This is a genomic window from Flavobacterium sp. UBA7680, from assembly GCF_002482975.1.
Classification (GTDB): Bacteria; Bacteroidota; Bacteroidia; order Flavobacteriales; family Flavobacteriaceae; genus Flavobacterium.
Genome location: NZ_DLHA01000058.1, coordinates 311187 through 325088 on the forward strand (window position 1 = coordinate 311187; position 13902 = coordinate 325088).

At 33.5% G+C, this 13902-nt stretch carries 17 protein-coding genes; 1 reads left to right on the plus strand and 16 read right to left on the minus strand.

Going from position 1 to position 13902, the window contains the following annotated elements:
- Positions 1-23 precede the first annotated feature (23 nt).
- The 16 genes from B3C18_RS25015 to B3C18_RS25090 form a co-directional block, all read right to left on the minus strand.
- Complete coding sequence (locus tag B3C18_RS25015) at positions 24-1265, minus strand: ATP-binding cassette domain-containing protein (RefSeq protein ID WP_291153332.1); 1242 nt, start codon at positions 1263-1265, stop codon at positions 24-26.
- A gap of 185 nt (positions 1266-1450) precedes the next feature.
- Positions 1451-2302, minus strand: a complete 852-nt coding sequence (locus B3C18_RS25020) for a sulfurtransferase (RefSeq protein ID WP_291153335.1) — start codon at positions 2300-2302, stop codon at positions 1451-1453.
- Between the two features lie 11 nt (positions 2303-2313).
- Entirely contained in the window at positions 2314-3162 is an 849-nt protein-coding gene (locus tag B3C18_RS25025; RefSeq protein WP_291153338.1) for a ThuA domain-containing protein, read from the minus strand.
- A 12-nt stretch (positions 3163-3174) separates the two neighbouring features.
- Positions 3175-3564, minus strand: a complete 390-nt coding sequence (locus B3C18_RS25030) for a DUF1398 domain-containing protein (protein ID WP_291153341.1) — start codon at positions 3562-3564, stop codon at positions 3175-3177.
- A gap of 134 nt (positions 3565-3698) precedes the next feature.
- Positions 3699-4691, minus strand: a complete 993-nt coding sequence (locus B3C18_RS25035) for an alpha/beta fold hydrolase (protein ID WP_291153344.1) — start codon at positions 4689-4691, stop codon at positions 3699-3701.
- A gap of 107 nt (positions 4692-4798) precedes the next feature.
- Positions 4799-5635, minus strand: coding sequence for a mechanosensitive ion channel family protein (locus tag B3C18_RS25040; RefSeq protein WP_291153347.1), 837 nt, complete (start codon positions 5633-5635; stop codon positions 4799-4801).
- A 19-nt stretch (positions 5636-5654) separates the two neighbouring features.
- Positions 5655-6053 (minus strand): hypothetical protein, encoded by a 399-nt coding sequence (locus B3C18_RS25045; RefSeq protein WP_291153350.1) that lies wholly within the window; start codon positions 6051-6053, stop codon positions 5655-5657.
- A gap of 12 nt (positions 6054-6065) precedes the next feature.
- Positions 6066-6503: an acyl-CoA thioesterase gene (locus B3C18_RS25050; protein ID WP_291153353.1), complete on the minus strand. Its 438-nt coding sequence runs from the start codon at positions 6501-6503 to the stop codon at positions 6066-6068.
- Positions 6504-6629: 126 nt separating this feature from the next.
- On the minus strand, positions 6630-7862 hold the full coding sequence (locus B3C18_RS25055; RefSeq protein ID WP_291153356.1) for an RNA polymerase sigma factor: 1233 nt from the start codon (positions 7860-7862) through the stop codon (positions 6630-6632).
- A 48-nt stretch (positions 7863-7910) separates the two neighbouring features.
- Positions 7911-8258 (minus strand): YciI family protein, encoded by a 348-nt coding sequence (locus tag B3C18_RS25060; protein WP_291153359.1) that lies wholly within the window; start codon positions 8256-8258, stop codon positions 7911-7913.
- A gap of 47 nt (positions 8259-8305) precedes the next feature.
- On the minus strand, positions 8306-8758 hold the full coding sequence (locus B3C18_RS25065) for a carboxymuconolactone decarboxylase family protein (RefSeq protein ID WP_180857590.1): 453 nt from the start codon (positions 8756-8758) through the stop codon (positions 8306-8308).
- 146 nt (positions 8759-8904) lie between these two features.
- Entirely contained in the window at positions 8905-9924 is a 1020-nt protein-coding gene (locus tag B3C18_RS25070; RefSeq protein WP_291153363.1) for a saccharopine dehydrogenase family protein, read from the minus strand.
- Positions 9925-9944: 20 nt separating this feature from the next.
- Positions 9945-10649, minus strand: coding sequence for an outer membrane beta-barrel protein (locus tag B3C18_RS25075; RefSeq protein WP_291153366.1), 705 nt, complete (start codon positions 10647-10649; stop codon positions 9945-9947).
- 74 nt (positions 10650-10723) lie between these two features.
- Positions 10724-12013: a Na+/H+ antiporter gene (locus B3C18_RS25080; protein ID WP_291153369.1), complete on the minus strand. Its 1290-nt coding sequence runs from the start codon at positions 12011-12013 to the stop codon at positions 10724-10726.
- A gap of 70 nt (positions 12014-12083) precedes the next feature.
- The gene (locus B3C18_RS25085) at positions 12084-12341 is read right to left on the minus strand and encodes a hypothetical protein (protein ID WP_291153372.1); all 258 of its coding nucleotides are present in this window, start codon (positions 12339-12341) and stop codon (positions 12084-12086) included.
- A gap of 113 nt (positions 12342-12454) precedes the next feature.
- Complete coding sequence (locus B3C18_RS25090; protein ID WP_291153375.1) at positions 12455-13018, minus strand: hypothetical protein; 564 nt, start codon at positions 13016-13018, stop codon at positions 12455-12457.
- A gap of 344 nt (positions 13019-13362) precedes the next feature.
- Between B3C18_RS25090 and B3C18_RS25095 the strand changes: the two genes are divergently transcribed.
- The coding region (locus B3C18_RS25095) for an Hsp70 family protein (RefSeq protein ID WP_291153378.1) at positions 13363-13902 on the plus strand (540 nt) is incomplete at its 3' end.

Sequence of the window (13902 nt, forward strand, 5' to 3'; positions counted from 1 at the left end):
TGTAAATTGGTGGAATTTGTGTTTTAATTTAATTCTGAGTGATATTTTATTTTACCAATTGATCCCGTTGGATTCGGTAAAAGTTCGAAAACAGAAGTAGGAGCGAGGCCGGATTCTATTCTATGGGAAACGTATAGAATTGTAACGTTTGTTTCCTGTTTTATGGTGTTGATAAGCTGAATTACCAAATCTACATTTTCGTCGTCCAAGCCTTCTACAGGCTCGTCTAAAATTAATAAAGGGGGATGTTTTAAAACGGCGCGCACTATTAACGCCACTCTTTGCTGACCAATAGAAAGATCAATGAAACGTTTTTTTCTTAAATGCGTCATTTCAATAACTTCGAGCCATTGCGAAACAATTTGTTTTTGATGCGTTGTTGGCTCAATATAAAGTCCGATGGAATCGAAAAATCCGGAGAGAATCATTTCTTCCAAAGTGTGTCCTTTTTGAAATAAATCGGTCATAGACGTTGCGAAGATTCCGATTTGTTTTTTGATATCCCAAACACTTTCTCCGCTTCCTTTTTTTCTTCCGAATAAATATAAATCCTGACCAAAACCTTTTGGATTATCGCCTGTAATTAAAGATAAAATCGTGCTTTTTCCCGAACCGTTTGGGCCGATTAACTGCCAGAATTCGCCTTGTTTTATGGTCCATGAAATGTTGTCGATAATTTTTCTTTCGTCGTAACTAACGGAAACATTTTCCAATTTTATTAATACACTTTCGTGGAAGGAATGCGTCTCAATCGCTTTTGGAATTGCCGATGTATTTAAGGTTTTAAAATGATTTTCGGTTTTTGAAATTGGATGTAATTCAAATGTATTGTCGTTTATCTGCGCTTTATTCGGAACAAATTCCAAAACATCAACCACACGATTTAACAGCTGGATAATAGCAATTTCATTTGTCAGATCTTTTAAAGAATCTGCCAAAATTACTCTCGAAGCCTGATCTAAATGATCAAACGGATTATCGAAAATGATAAAGTCTGGTTTTTGATTGATACAGTATTTTAAAAACTCTTTTTTACGTTCGCCCGATGAAAATGTGCGTAATTGTCTGTGTGATTCAGGAGATGCTTCTACACTGTCGTATTGGTATTCTTTTTCGATGAATTTTTCAATTGCAATGTCTGAGAATAAAATCCCTTTTTGAGTATTAAAAATGGCTAATTCTCCTTTTGCTTCTCCATTAAGTAAACTGTCTATGAATGCTTTTTTATTTACCTGATTAGATAAAAGTATATCCCAATGCTGCATTTTTTATTTTCTATTTTTAAACTGTTGTCTACATTTTAACACATAGTAACATAGCTTTTTGAAACTTAAATAAAGGCGTTTCACTTGCATTAATAAACATAGTGGCTATGTGTTAGAAGCGTGCTTCTTTTTATGCTCTTTTAAACACAATAAAAATCTATGTTTCTATGTGTTTAAAAAAGAGTTTATTTTGTTTCTTTCGTTGCCATTTCGCGGTCATTTCTAGACCATTCGCTCCAAGAACCTACGTAAAGTTTTGGAATTTCAATTCCGGCATAATCTAATGCTAATAAAGTATGACAAGCGGTAACGCCGGAACCGCAATGTACAATTACATTTTCTGACGTTTTATTATTTAAAACTTCAGTATATTTTTTGGATAAAACTTCAGGAGATTTGAAAAGACCGTTTTCATCCAGATTTTCACTAAATGGAACATTTACAGCTCCGGGAATATGTCCGGCAATTAAATCTAAAGGTTCTGTAAGTCCGTCAAAACGATTTTTATCTCTTACGTCAATTACGATATTTTCGCTGTTATTTCGGGCTTTTTCGACTTCGTTAATAGCAGCAGTTTTTAAATTCCATTCTGTAATTGGGTAATTTCGTGTTTTCTCAAAATTTTCGATTTCTGAACTAACAGGAAAACCAGCTTTTACAGCTTCTTGTAAACCACCATTTAAAACCTGAACTTTTTCATGTTTTGCAGCTTTTAGCATCCACCAAAATCTTGCGGCGGCATTTGAGCCATTTTTATCGTCATAAATTACAACATGAGAGGAAGGAGAAATTCCGAGTTTTGAAAGTACTTCAGAAAACTTTGAAAAAGAAGGCAGAGGATGTCTTCCGCCATTTTTCGGATTGCAGTCGACTGTTGCTAAATCTTTGTTTAAGTCAACGTAACGAGCGCCTTTTAAATGTTCTGCCTTGAAGTTTTCCTCGGCATTAATTCCTGCTCTGGCATCGATTAAAATGATTGCTGAAGAATTAAGTTTTACTAATTCTTCAGCATTTATGATGGGTGAAAGTTTAGACATTTTTAATGCATTTATTTTTTAGAAGTTCCTAACCAAAGCAATGCATCAAGAATGAATTTGCTTTCGGTTTTATTTTCAAAAGTATACGAAAGCGTTTTGTTGGTTCCGCCTTCATAATCAATATCATTGTGTCCCATATTGACATAGAGCATTTTGTAATTTTTGTTTGTCCAAACTACAGGATAATACCCTTCATGCCAAATTTCATGTGCTTTTGGTCCGGTTCCTAGAGGAAAACTACTTTCGTCAATTGCCAAAAGAATTTTTATATCCGGATTTTTTCTAAGATCGTTGCTCCATCTGTACCATTCGTTTGGTGCAGAAGTGAAAGTTTTAGGCAGATTTTTTACTGCCGGATGTTGATTCTCAACTCTTAAAACTGCTGATGTCGGCCTCCAGGTATTGCTTCCGTATTCTCCTGAACCTAAAAATGTATTATGATACCAATCCCAATTTTGAGGATAACTCGAATCATTTAAAGCAAAGGCCGAAAAATGAAATCCCATGAAACCGCCGCCGTTTTCCATATATTTTTGAAAAGCTTCACGCTGTTCCGGAGTTTCTGGTCTTGTATCTAAAAATAAAACTACTTGATAATTGGCTAAAAATTTTGCGTTTAGATTGTTCCAGTTATCTGTAGAGTCATAAACAAAATGATTTTCTTCGGCTGCTTTTGGAAACCATTTATTGGCTTCATGCACAAAACTTATATGCGCCTGATCATTTTTTGCTGTATAAAAAGCAATTACTTTAAACTTTGATTTTTCTTTTTTATGCTGAGAAAAACCTGAAAAACTTGCTAAAAAAAACAATAGAAAAACAGCTTTTTTAGTCAGCGAAATTGGATTTAGTTTTGCCATCGATTTTTTAGATTAACCTGGGATTTTTTCAATTAAAATTTCGTTTTCTGCGCTGTCAAAATAAGTGCAGGTCATTTCGATAATATCAACTCTCCATTTTGCAATTCCACATTGTCCGGCGTGGCTGCAAAAAGTAAGATAATCTGTTTCTCCGTTTTGGTGTTTTACCAGAAATTCGATAAAAAGTTCTTTGTTGACGCTTACAGCAATCGAAATTGGATTGTATTTTTCATCTGATGTAACAGAATAACCATTTACACCATAATATTCAACGTGTCCGTCATTCACGAAAGTATCGTAACCTTTTACGCCCAGAATGATTAAGTCTTGTATATAATTTGGAAAATCGGCACCGCTTTTTACTTTAGCGTGTGCTTCTTTGATTTGGTCGATTGTAAACATATTATTTAATTTTTAGATTATTAGATAGTTATTGTCTGCCACGAATTTCACGAATTTTCACGAATTAATTTTTCAGCTTTATTTAAAATAAAAAATTAGTGAAAATTAGTGTAATTCGTGGCAAACAAAAAAGATTATTGTTTCAAAAATACGATTAATGGTTTTATAAATTGATCAAAAGATTCTATGTGTGGTAAATGCCCTGTATTTGGGACTTCAACCAATTTTGAATTCGGAATTGCTTTTTGAGTTTTTTTACCAAGCTCAGCATAATTTCCCATTGTTTTTCGAATTTCTTCAGAAACTAAAGGTTTTCCTATAGCGGTTTTATCTCTAGTTCCGATGATTAAAAGCGTCGGGCTTTTTATGTTTTTAAATTCGTATAAAACAGGCTGTGTAAAAATCATATCGTACATTAAAGCAGAGTTCCAGGCCACTTTATTATAATCTGGAGCAGAAGTCCAGCCGGCAGAAAGTTCGGCCCATTTTTGATAATCGGGATTCCATTTTCCGTCGTAATAATTTTCCATTTGGTATTTTTTGATAGCCTGATAATTTTGTTTTAATTCTGATTCAAACCACCAATCTACAGGTTTATAAGGAACGACAAGTTTCCAGTCTTCTAAACCAATTGGGTTTTCGAGAACTAATTTTTCGGCAGTTTCAGGATACATTAGCGTAAATCTCGTGGCTAACATTCCGCCCATAGAATGTCCTAGAATCGTTGTTTTTGTAATGCCTAAATGATCGAGTAATTTTTTTGTATTTTCAGCTAATTGTTGAAATGTATACTGAAAATTTTCCGGTTTTGATGATTTTCCAAAACCAATCTGATCCGGAACAATTACTCGGAAGCCTTCTTTTGTTAAAGCTTTTATTGTGGTTGCCCAATAAGCGCCGTTGAAATTTTTTCCGTGAAGTAAAACAATGTTTTTGTTATTGTAATTGTCTGGTTTAATATCCATATAGGCCATTTTTAAATTTTGGCGCTGATTATTCAATTCTAAAAACTGAACTGGAAACGGATATTCATAATTGCTTAAATTGATATCTAAGGGCCTTATTTTTTCTTCTTGCGAAAAACAAAATAAAGGTAAGACTAATATGAAGAGTTTTATAATTTTCATCCTGATGCATTTTTATTAAGTATTATAAATTTACCGCTATGCATTTTGAAATCCAAAAGTTATAGTCTTAAAATTATCAGAAAAAAGAGAGAAGATTTGTATGTAAACTATTTTTTAAGTGTTACAACTCTTTGCGGATACGGAATATCAATTTCGGCTTCGTCAAAACGTTTTTTGATACTTTGCAGTAAATCGCAATACATTACAAAACCGTCTGTAGAGTTTTTTGCCCAAGCCCAGGCTTTTAGTGTTACGCTCGAATCGGCCAAAGCCACAACTCTTGCTACGACCAAAGGCGTTTTTTGTTTTTTATTTTCGGCAGTTCTAGTGTCAATAAAAAGCGGATGTTTAGCGATTTCATCCTGCATTATTTCTAATGCTTTTTCAACATTTGATTCGTAGCCAATTCCTATTTCGATTATTTTACAGCATTTGGTATCGTGCATGTTGGTATTAACAATAATTTGATTGCTGATAACGGAGTTTGGAATTATGATTCGATTGTTTTCGGCATCTTTTAAAACAACTTGTCTCAAATTAATGTCTTCAACAGTACCGACAAAATTATTGATTGTGATTTTGTCGTTGATGCGGAATGGTTTAAAAATTACCAGAAATATTCCGCTGACAATATTACTCAAAGCCTGCTGCGAAGCTAAACCTGCAACTAGCGAAATAACTCCGGCACCGGCTAAAAAAGAATGTCCAATTATTTTAAATTCGGGAATTTGTATTAAGGCAAAAGCAAATCCCAGAATATAAATTACAGTTATAATAAAATGTTTTAAGAACTTTAATCCGGTTGGGTCATATTCTTTATCACTTGATTTTCGATATAAAAAATAACGAAGCACTTTTTCTGTTATAGAGCCTAAAACTATCGTTGTAATGGCTATAATAGCAATAAAAATTCCTATTCTAAAGTCTTTAAAGTAATCGATCATAGCTTTGAGAATTTTTGCATTAATGTAAAATTACAGATTCGATTAACCATTTTTTGTTTACTTTTTTCAGGTTAAATTCTATTGGCATAGCAATATCCTGTTTTGGCGAGACAATTATTTGGGCAGTCGAATCTGTAATTTCTTTTTCGAAATATTCAACGTTTTTTTCCATATCCAGAAATTTGGCTTTCTGATCATCCGGCATGCTTTTTTCCATTTTTTTAAGCGTTTCTAAATTCATTAAATTCCCTTTATTAAGAATCAAGAATTCTTTTGCGGCATTAAAATCAAAATGATTTGTTGCAGCTAAATAAGCCGTAACAGTTTCTTTTGGGGTTGCGATTTCCTTTTTAGATTTATGCGATTCACAGCTTGTAAAAACGGCCAGAAAAAATAAAAACGCTATAGAATATTTCATTTGTTTTGTGTTTTACAATCCAACAAAATCATCACTTTTTGGAAAAATACTTAATGCCTGAATTGCAATTTGAGGAGTTGGAGAAGCCAGTTTTCTAAGTTTGGTATCCATCCATGCGCCGTCGACTGTAATGGTTGCGCAAAGTGTATCATCTTCTCGTCTAAACTCGTGAATGATGGACCAGCGCGAGGCATCGGCTTTCATTTTTGATGTTTTGGTATGAATAAAAATTTTATCTGAAAGTTTTAATTCTTTTCTAAAAACACATTCTTCTCTAAATAAAACGGGACCAAAACCCTGTGTTTGCATTACTCTTAATGTCAAACCGAGTTCTTCGAGAATTTCTATACGGTGTTGTGCACCAAAATCGTAATAAGCACTATGACGAACGTGAAAATTTGGGTCAAGATCTGACCAGCGAAAAGAGATTTCCTTAATAAATGAAGCCATTTTTGTATTTGTATTTTAATAATTTTTTAAATGCTGCTCTGTGATATTGTTTTTGAACATACATTTTTAAAAATCTAAATTACAAATAAAAACTGAATAGGGCTGAGAAAGTAAATTGGGATTAAACTATATTTTTAGTTTACCGATGTTTTGTTTTATGATGTTTTTATCTGAAACAGAATTGGCAAGCTGCAAAGCTTTTTTGAAATGTTCCATTGCTTTTTTATTGTCAATATCTGTATATAAGTTTCCTAATAAAGAGTAATAAAAATGATTATCAGTTAATTGTAATTTTTCAGCTTCAACTATGGCAGTTTGTTTTCCGTTTGTTTTGGCTAAAGCAAATGTGCGGTTGAGCGCCGCAATTGGCGAATATTCGAGAATTAATAATTGGTTATAAAGCTGTAATATGTTTTCCCATTTCTGGTCAGAATCTTCTTTTTGAGTATGCCAATATGCGATTCCGGCTTCAAGATGATATTTGGTAAGTGTGTTTCCGGTTGATGCTTTGCCAAGAAAATAAGTGCCTTTTTCAATAAGTTCCTGATTCCAAAGTGTTTCATCCTGATTTTGATATAAAATCGTTTCTCCGTCGCTGTTTGTTCTGGCATCAAATCTTGAAGAGTGAAAACACATTAAAGAAAGTAATGCATTTACAGGCGGCAGGTTTGTTGCCGAATTTTCTATTAATAAAAAAGTCAATCGCATGGCTTCGGCACAAACATCTTTTCGCAAAATGGTGTTTTGAGAGGTTGAATAATATCCTTCTGAAAATAATAAATACAGGGTTGTTAAGACATTTTCGAGTCTATTACTGATTTCTGTATTGCTGGGCTGCTCAATTTTTACATTGGCTTCTTTCAGTTTTTCTTTGGCGCGGTTGATTCTTTTGTAAATGACTTCTTTATTGGTTAAAAAACCGTCTGCAATTTCCTGAATTCCAAATCCGCATAATAGATTTAGTGCCAATGCAATTTGCGCTTCGGCAGAATTTATTGGATCACAAACCGTAAAAATCATAGCTAACTGACTGTCGAAAATATTTTTATTGGATAAGTCAATTTCAATTTCTTCAGCTTTATTGGCATTGTGTTTTACTTCGACCGCAATTTTTTGTTCGAAGAGCGTATCTCGTTTTAAGTAATTTTTTGTTTTGTTTTTGGCAACGGTATAAAGCCATGCCGTTGGATTCTCCGGAATTCCTTTTACGCTCCACAATTCTGTTGCGGCGAGAAAAGTATCGCTGGTAATATCTTCGGCAATTTCGATATTTTCAATTCCGAATAAATAACAGAGTACCGAAACTATTTTTCGGTACTCTGTTCTAAATAAATTGGGTAAAAGCTGACTTTCTTCCATTTTATAAAATTCCTTTTTAAAAGAATAAGAAGTTATTTTTAAAGATGATTATGCTCCGGTTACGGCCATTCTAATTTCTACATTTCCGCCCAATTCTAAAATCGGACATCCGTTTGCAATACTTACAGCTTCGTCATAATCTGCCGCTTTTATTATAATCAAACCGCCAATTGCTTCTTTAATTTCGGCATAAGGCCCGTTGATTACACTTTTGTTCGATTTTACAATTTTACCTTCACCATCCCAGCGCTGCAATGGTTTTGCAAGCTTATCCTGAGCCGCAATTCCACCCAGCCAATCCTGCCAAAGCTTAAGTGAATCTTGTAATTCCTGTGGAGAAGGCTGTGTTTCTTTAGTAATATAATCTCTTCTAAATATTAATATAAACTCGTTCATGATATTATTTTTTTAATGTCAATATTTTAATGTGATAATTATTTTGATTAACCGAATTGTCCAACTTTATAAGTTCCCGGTTCGTTAGGAAATGCAAGGTTAATACGGTTCCAAGTGTTAATATTTGTAATTGCCAAGGTTAAATCGATTAATTCCTGTTCGTTAAATTCGCTTGCAGCTTCTTTATAAACTGAATCTGGTACATCACATTTTGTTACAGCTTCGGCCCAGGCAAAAGCGGCTCTTTCGCGATTTGTGTAATAAGAAGTTTCTCTCCATGCACTTAATCCGTATAAACGTTGTTCTGTTTCTCCTTTATGACGTGCATCTTTATAATGCATATCTAAGCAATAAGCACAGCTGTTGATTTGTGAAACTCTAAATAAAACTAATTCTAAAAGAGCTGATTCTAAAGTTGATTTTTTTAAATAACCGCCAATTCCGTAAAGTGTTTTTAAAGCGTCTTGTCCTTTTTCGTGAATGTTAATTCTTGTTTCCATTTTGTATAAAGTTTTAATGTTATACTCTAATAACAATCGAACTTCTGGAATTGGACAAAATATTTTATTTTTTTGAAATAAATTTGAAAATAATTAAAAACCCTTGTATTTACAGGGTTTTACGAACTGTTTTTTTTATATAAAAATTAGAATTGAGATTCTTCTATGGCAGAAATTATTATGTCATCTTCATTTAAAGACTTTAAAAAATCTGCTGCGTCAAAAATTTCTCCAACAACGGTAACACCAGTTTTTGCTGTTTTATCAGATACTATTCTGTTTACTGTTTCTACGACTAAAGGTGAAGTTACGGCGTAAATATCTTGTCCTTGTGCTGTAATTGTTCTTTTGATATTATCTTTTGTGGCAACAACTTCTAAAGAAAAATGCTGTGATGATCTGTTCTTTTCGTCTGTAGGTTCGGGTTCTGGAGTATCTTTATTTCTAAGATCGTCTAAAGAGTTTTGACTCAAATAAGTATTGATGGTATTTACATTTAAATGACGAGAAATAGTGATGATTTCAGAAAGAGGTAAACTTACAACTTGTTTAATTCCAATTGGGTTTTGGAAATTCCAGTCAATTGGAACACTTGGTTCCAGTTCTTGTAATTGATTGTTTTTTAGTGTTAATCTGGTATAATGATTTCTGTCGCCCGTTAATCTGGTTCCTTTTGTGGGATACCAGGAATCGAGACCAATGTAGATGTTTATTTCGTCAATTTTGTCCCAATCGTGCGTTACTGCCGTACTCAATAAATCGCCTAAACCGCCATAGAATGCAACGGCAGGAATTATTAAAATCTTGCCTTTGGCTTTTTCAGCATAATTTTCAAATACATCTAAAACTGCTTTTTGTTCGGCGCTCAAATCAATATAGTGAATGCCTAATCTTAAAGCAGATTCAATAATAGGTTCTGCAGTATCTAAAAATGGACCTGCACAGTTTATAATAATTTCAGATTCAGAAAATGCATTGTCTAAACTTGCTGCGTCACTAATATCTGCGGTTTTTATTGTCGAATTTGGATATTGACTTTTTAATTGTTGCAGCTTTTCCTCATCTCTTCCCGAAAGAATTAATTGATATCCTTTTCTGGAAAGTTCAGCTACAATAAATTTTCCGGTATGTCCGTAAGCGCCATAAATTGCAATGCTATTTTTCATGTTCTAAAGTCTTTAGTTTTTTATAATACTTGGTAAGTTACTCCAAATCTGAAGATTTTTGAATAAGCTTCGTTTGTACCGCCAACATATCCATCCAGATAATTTCTTAATCCGAAAGAATAGCCTAAATAAACACCGAATTTTTTATAATCTGTTGAGATTTGAATTCTTGGGCGGAAATCTGTACTTATTGTTTTTCTGTCTCTGGAGGTAGTATATTTATTTCCAGAAGCATCAGTAGCATCTCCTTTTTCTTTAGCACTTAGGATATTTGCAATATCAAAACCGGCGGCTAAATCAATTGGAAATTTGTCTGCATTAAAACGGTATCCGGCAAATGGGTTTACGTTGATTGAGTTAACGTTCATAAAAGTTTCGCCAGATGCTGGCACGACAGTAGAAGCAATGTCTTTAAATATAGTTGTTATAGAAGTCTTACTTCGCAAATCTTCATAACCAACTCCTATGCCGTATATAAAATTAACTTTAGTTACTCTTTTTAGATTTAATGAAATTCCATAAGAAAGCGCATTTTTTGACCCATAAGGATTATTGGTATATCCATAACCTATGGTTTCAGAAGCTAAAATAAACGAAGATGATTCTGCACTTTTTCCGCTAAAGGCAGAAAGTCCTGAATCTAAAGAAACTCTTAATTCTGTTTTTTGAGCGTACGAATTGGAAAAGAAAACAAAGACAATCGCCAGTAATACTAATTTTTTCATTAGAAGTTTTTGGTTAAAGTTAATGAAGCTAATGTAGGTAAAATAGTATTGTATTTTGAAGCGATATTTTATTTTTATTTTAAATTTTCTTCTAGTTTTTGTTCTTTTTTGCTTTTAGCATTTAATCGTTTAACGATCCACGGAAGCGTAAGTCCTTGGCCAATAAGCGTAAAAAGTACGACTGCAACAGAAATAAAAATGATTGTATTTCTTTCGGGAAAAGGAGTGCCGTCTTCAAGGAATTTTGGAAGCCCAATCGCAATGGCAAGAGATACAATGCCGCGCATTCCAGACCAGCCTAAAATAATACTATTGTTAAAGTCTAAAAGTGCATCTTCGCTAACTTTTCTTTTTCCGTCGCGATTCTTTTTAAAGGCTTTTTGGAGATTTATTTTTTGAAGAAATACCCTAACCATTCTAATTAATAAAGCTACAATTGTAATGATAAAAGCATAGCCGAGATAAGGCAGAATCATATGGTTATCAATATCTTTTAATAAGTATCTGGCATTAAGTCCAATTAGGATAAAGATTAATCCATTTAGTAGAAAGATGATAATGTCCCAAAGGCTTTTGGAACTGTTTTTTAAGTTTTCGGGGAATATTTTTTTGCTGAAACGGGCAATCGCTAGTCCTGAAACTACTACTGCAATTACTCCTGAAACGTGAAATTGTTCTGCCACTAAGTACGCTACAAACGGCATCAATAACATAAAACTAATGGTAACATTGGTGTTTTTATGTACTTTACTTAATATAAAAGCTAAGATTTTTGCTATAACCATTCCTACCAGAAAACCGCCTCCTAATAAAATAATAAACTGCAAGGTTGCTTTCCAGATTACAAAAGCAGATCCCATTACAGCTGCAACAGCAAAACGATAAGCAACAAGTGCCGAAGCATCGTTTATTAAACTTTCGCCTTCAAGAATTGTAATGGTTTTATGAGATATTCCGAGTCCTTTAGTGACGCTTAGAGCGGCAACGGCATCAGTTGCAGAAAGGATTGCTCCGAGTACAAATGCCAGTGGCCAGGTTATATTTGGAATCATATAATGAGCTACAACGGCAATCCAAAAAGTGGTAAGAAAAACTAAAGTTATCGCCAGCGTCCCAATTGTATTGAGATTGGTTTTGAAATCCTTTGGAGATATGTTAAACGAAGCATCATATAACAATGGCGGCAGAAATATCAAAAAAATAATTTCTGGATTAATTTGAATTTCGGTCATGGTTGGAATAAAACCAATGGCGATTCCAACAATTATTAGAAGAATAGGGTAGGGAAGTCTTGCTTTATCGGCAAAGGCAGATAAACCGATAACGATGGCGAGTATGAATATTATAATGCTGTAATTTTCCATTTTTTTGATTTAGAAAAATGCTAATGTACTTAATTCAGTTGTCATTTTTGGTTAATGACTTTACTGCAATTTAAGTATAACTAAAAATAAGTGAAATAAGAGGCAAAGCAATTATTCCTGCAGTAATATACCAAATTGAACGTTTCGAAATTCCACCAAAAACTATACAAATTACAACATGTATAAATAGTATAAACCCAATTATGTTGTCTGGTAAATCAGAACTAAATCCTATAAATAGGTAAATAATAAAAATTAAAATATTAATTAATAAAATAGCAAATGTCGGCAATGTTTCTTTCGACTCGTTTTCATTTGAGTTTTCCATATTCTTTGTTTAAATTTAATTTTTTTCGATTGTATAAAATTACCTCTAACGCCCTATTGTTATAGCGAGTTTGGGACTAAACTGAGCTTAACTAGTAGTATAATTGATTTTTATTAGTCGAAGTCATACCATCTTGGGAGATCTTCGTCTTCTGGATAATCTTCTGGAAATATTTTACTAAGTCGATAAATCATTTCTACTTTAACAATAGGATCTTCTGAGTTTTTGGCTAAATCTTTTATTGCCTCTATAGCTTCTTCAGTTCCAATGCTTTTTAATGCATGTCCGCATTGATTTATAAATTGCCCTGTTCCGGTGCTGTAAGCTTCCAGAAAAGGATATTTCTGTTGCATTGCGATTTTAATTGTAGGCACACTGGATGGGTGCTGCCTCCATTGCAGATCGTGAATGATATCGTGATATTTTTCATGCCAAGGTTCTAATAATATTTCGTGAAGCAGATCTATACAGTCTTCATCTTCGTCTGTTATCCAAAGTAACAAAAGACAAAACTCCATGTCATCACTATTTTTAGAAGTGATAATTTCTTTTATAATTTTTCTGCCTATTTCATTTTTGGATTCAATTGGAAAAGGGAGGTTTTCTATTATTTCGTTTTTATCGAGCCTGCTTTTTTTTTGATACTCTGCAAAATCTTCTCTTAATTTTTCTATCATGGCGTATAAGTATGAATTTTGTTTGGGCTAAATATAATTATTTTAATATTATTTTGAATAAAGTTCTGATGAAAACAAATGTCCTAGCCCCGATAGAAGCGGCATCCTTTTATGGTGGGGTTCACCATAAAAGATATAGCGGATAGCGGGAATAAGCTCCTTAATTATGACATATTTATAGGCTTATGCCATGGTTGTCAGTCTTGAAAAATGTCATGTTGTCAGATGATTATTGTTGTGCCAATATTAAAACTGACAATTTACTTTGGTTTTTTATCTTGGCACAAAGATTGACTTATGCCACCTGAGTTATAAAAAATAAATCAAAATTAAATATATAAAAAATGGGTAAAATAATCGGAATTGACTTAGGTACGACGAACTCTTGTGTTTCTGTAATGGAAGGTAACGAAGCAGTTGTTATCCCTAACGCAGAAGGAAAAAGAACTACACCATCTATCATCGCTTTTGTTGAAGGTGGAGAAATTAAAGTGGGTGATCCTGCAAAAAGACAAGCGGTAACGAATCCTACAAAAACGATTGCTTCTATTAAACGTTTTATGGGACACACTTTTGCTGAAACTCAAGAAGAGGCAAAAAGAGTTCCTTACAGTGTTGTAAAAGGTGACAACAATACGCCACGTGTGGATATTGACGGTCGTTTATACACTGCTCAAGAATTGTCTGCAATGACACTTCAAAAAATGAAAAAAACTGCTGAAGACTATTTAGGTCAAACTGTAACTGAAGCAGTTATTACTGTTCCTGCTTACTTTAACGATGCACAACGTCAAGCTACTAAAGAAGCTGGTGAAATTGCTGGTCTTAAAGTTATGCGTATCATCAACGAGCCAACTGCTGCTGCACTTGCTTACGGATTAGAT

Bases quoted from the DNA above. Each gene is read 5' to 3' on its own strand.
- B3C18_RS25015 (WP_291153332.1), bottom strand. From the start codon at position 1,265: ATGCAGCATTGGGATATACTTTTATCTAATCAGGTAAATAAAAAAGCA.
- B3C18_RS25020 (WP_291153335.1), bottom strand. From the start codon at position 2,302: ATGTCTAAACTTTCACCCATCATAAATGCTGAAGAATTAGTAAAACTT.
- B3C18_RS25025 (WP_291153338.1), bottom strand. From the start codon at position 3,162: ATGGCAAAACTAAATCCAATTTCGCTGACTAAAAAAGCTGTTTTTCTA.
- B3C18_RS25030 (WP_291153341.1), bottom strand. From the start codon at position 3,564: ATGTTTACAATCGACCAAATCAAAGAAGCACACGCTAAAGTAAAAAGC.
- B3C18_RS25035 (WP_291153344.1), bottom strand. From the start codon at position 4,691: ATGAAAATTATAAAACTCTTCATATTAGTCTTACCTTTATTTTGTTTT.
- B3C18_RS25040 (WP_291153347.1), bottom strand. From the start codon at position 5,635: ATGATCGATTACTTTAAAGACTTTAGAATAGGAATTTTTATTGCTATT.
- B3C18_RS25045 (WP_291153350.1), bottom strand. From the start codon at position 6,053: ATGAAATATTCTATAGCGTTTTTATTTTTTCTGGCCGTTTTTACAAGC.
- B3C18_RS25050 (WP_291153353.1), bottom strand. From the start codon at position 6,503: ATGGCTTCATTTATTAAGGAAATCTCTTTTCGCTGGTCAGATCTTGAC.
- B3C18_RS25055 (WP_291153356.1), bottom strand. From the start codon at position 7,862: ATGGAAGAAAGTCAGCTTTTACCCAATTTATTTAGAACAGAGTACCGA.
- B3C18_RS25060 (WP_291153359.1), bottom strand. From the start codon at position 8,258: ATGAACGAGTTTATATTAATATTTAGAAGAGATTATATTACTAAAGAA.
- B3C18_RS25065 (WP_180857590.1), bottom strand. From the start codon at position 8,758: ATGGAAACAAGAATTAACATTCACGAAAAAGGACAAGACGCTTTAAAA.
- B3C18_RS25070 (WP_291153363.1), bottom strand. From the start codon at position 9,924: ATGAAAAATAGCATTGCAATTTATGGCGCTTACGGACATACCGGAAAA.
- B3C18_RS25075 (WP_291153366.1), bottom strand. From the start codon at position 10,649: ATGAAAAAATTAGTATTACTGGCGATTGTCTTTGTTTTCTTTTCCAAT.
- B3C18_RS25080 (WP_291153369.1), bottom strand. From the start codon at position 12,013: ATGGAAAATTACAGCATTATAATATTCATACTCGCCATCGTTATCGGT.
- B3C18_RS25085 (WP_291153372.1), bottom strand. From the start codon at position 12,341: ATGGAAAACTCAAATGAAAACGAGTCGAAAGAAACATTGCCGACATTT.
- B3C18_RS25090 (WP_291153375.1), bottom strand. From the start codon at position 13,018: ATGATAGAAAAATTAAGAGAAGATTTTGCAGAGTATCAAAAAAAAAGC.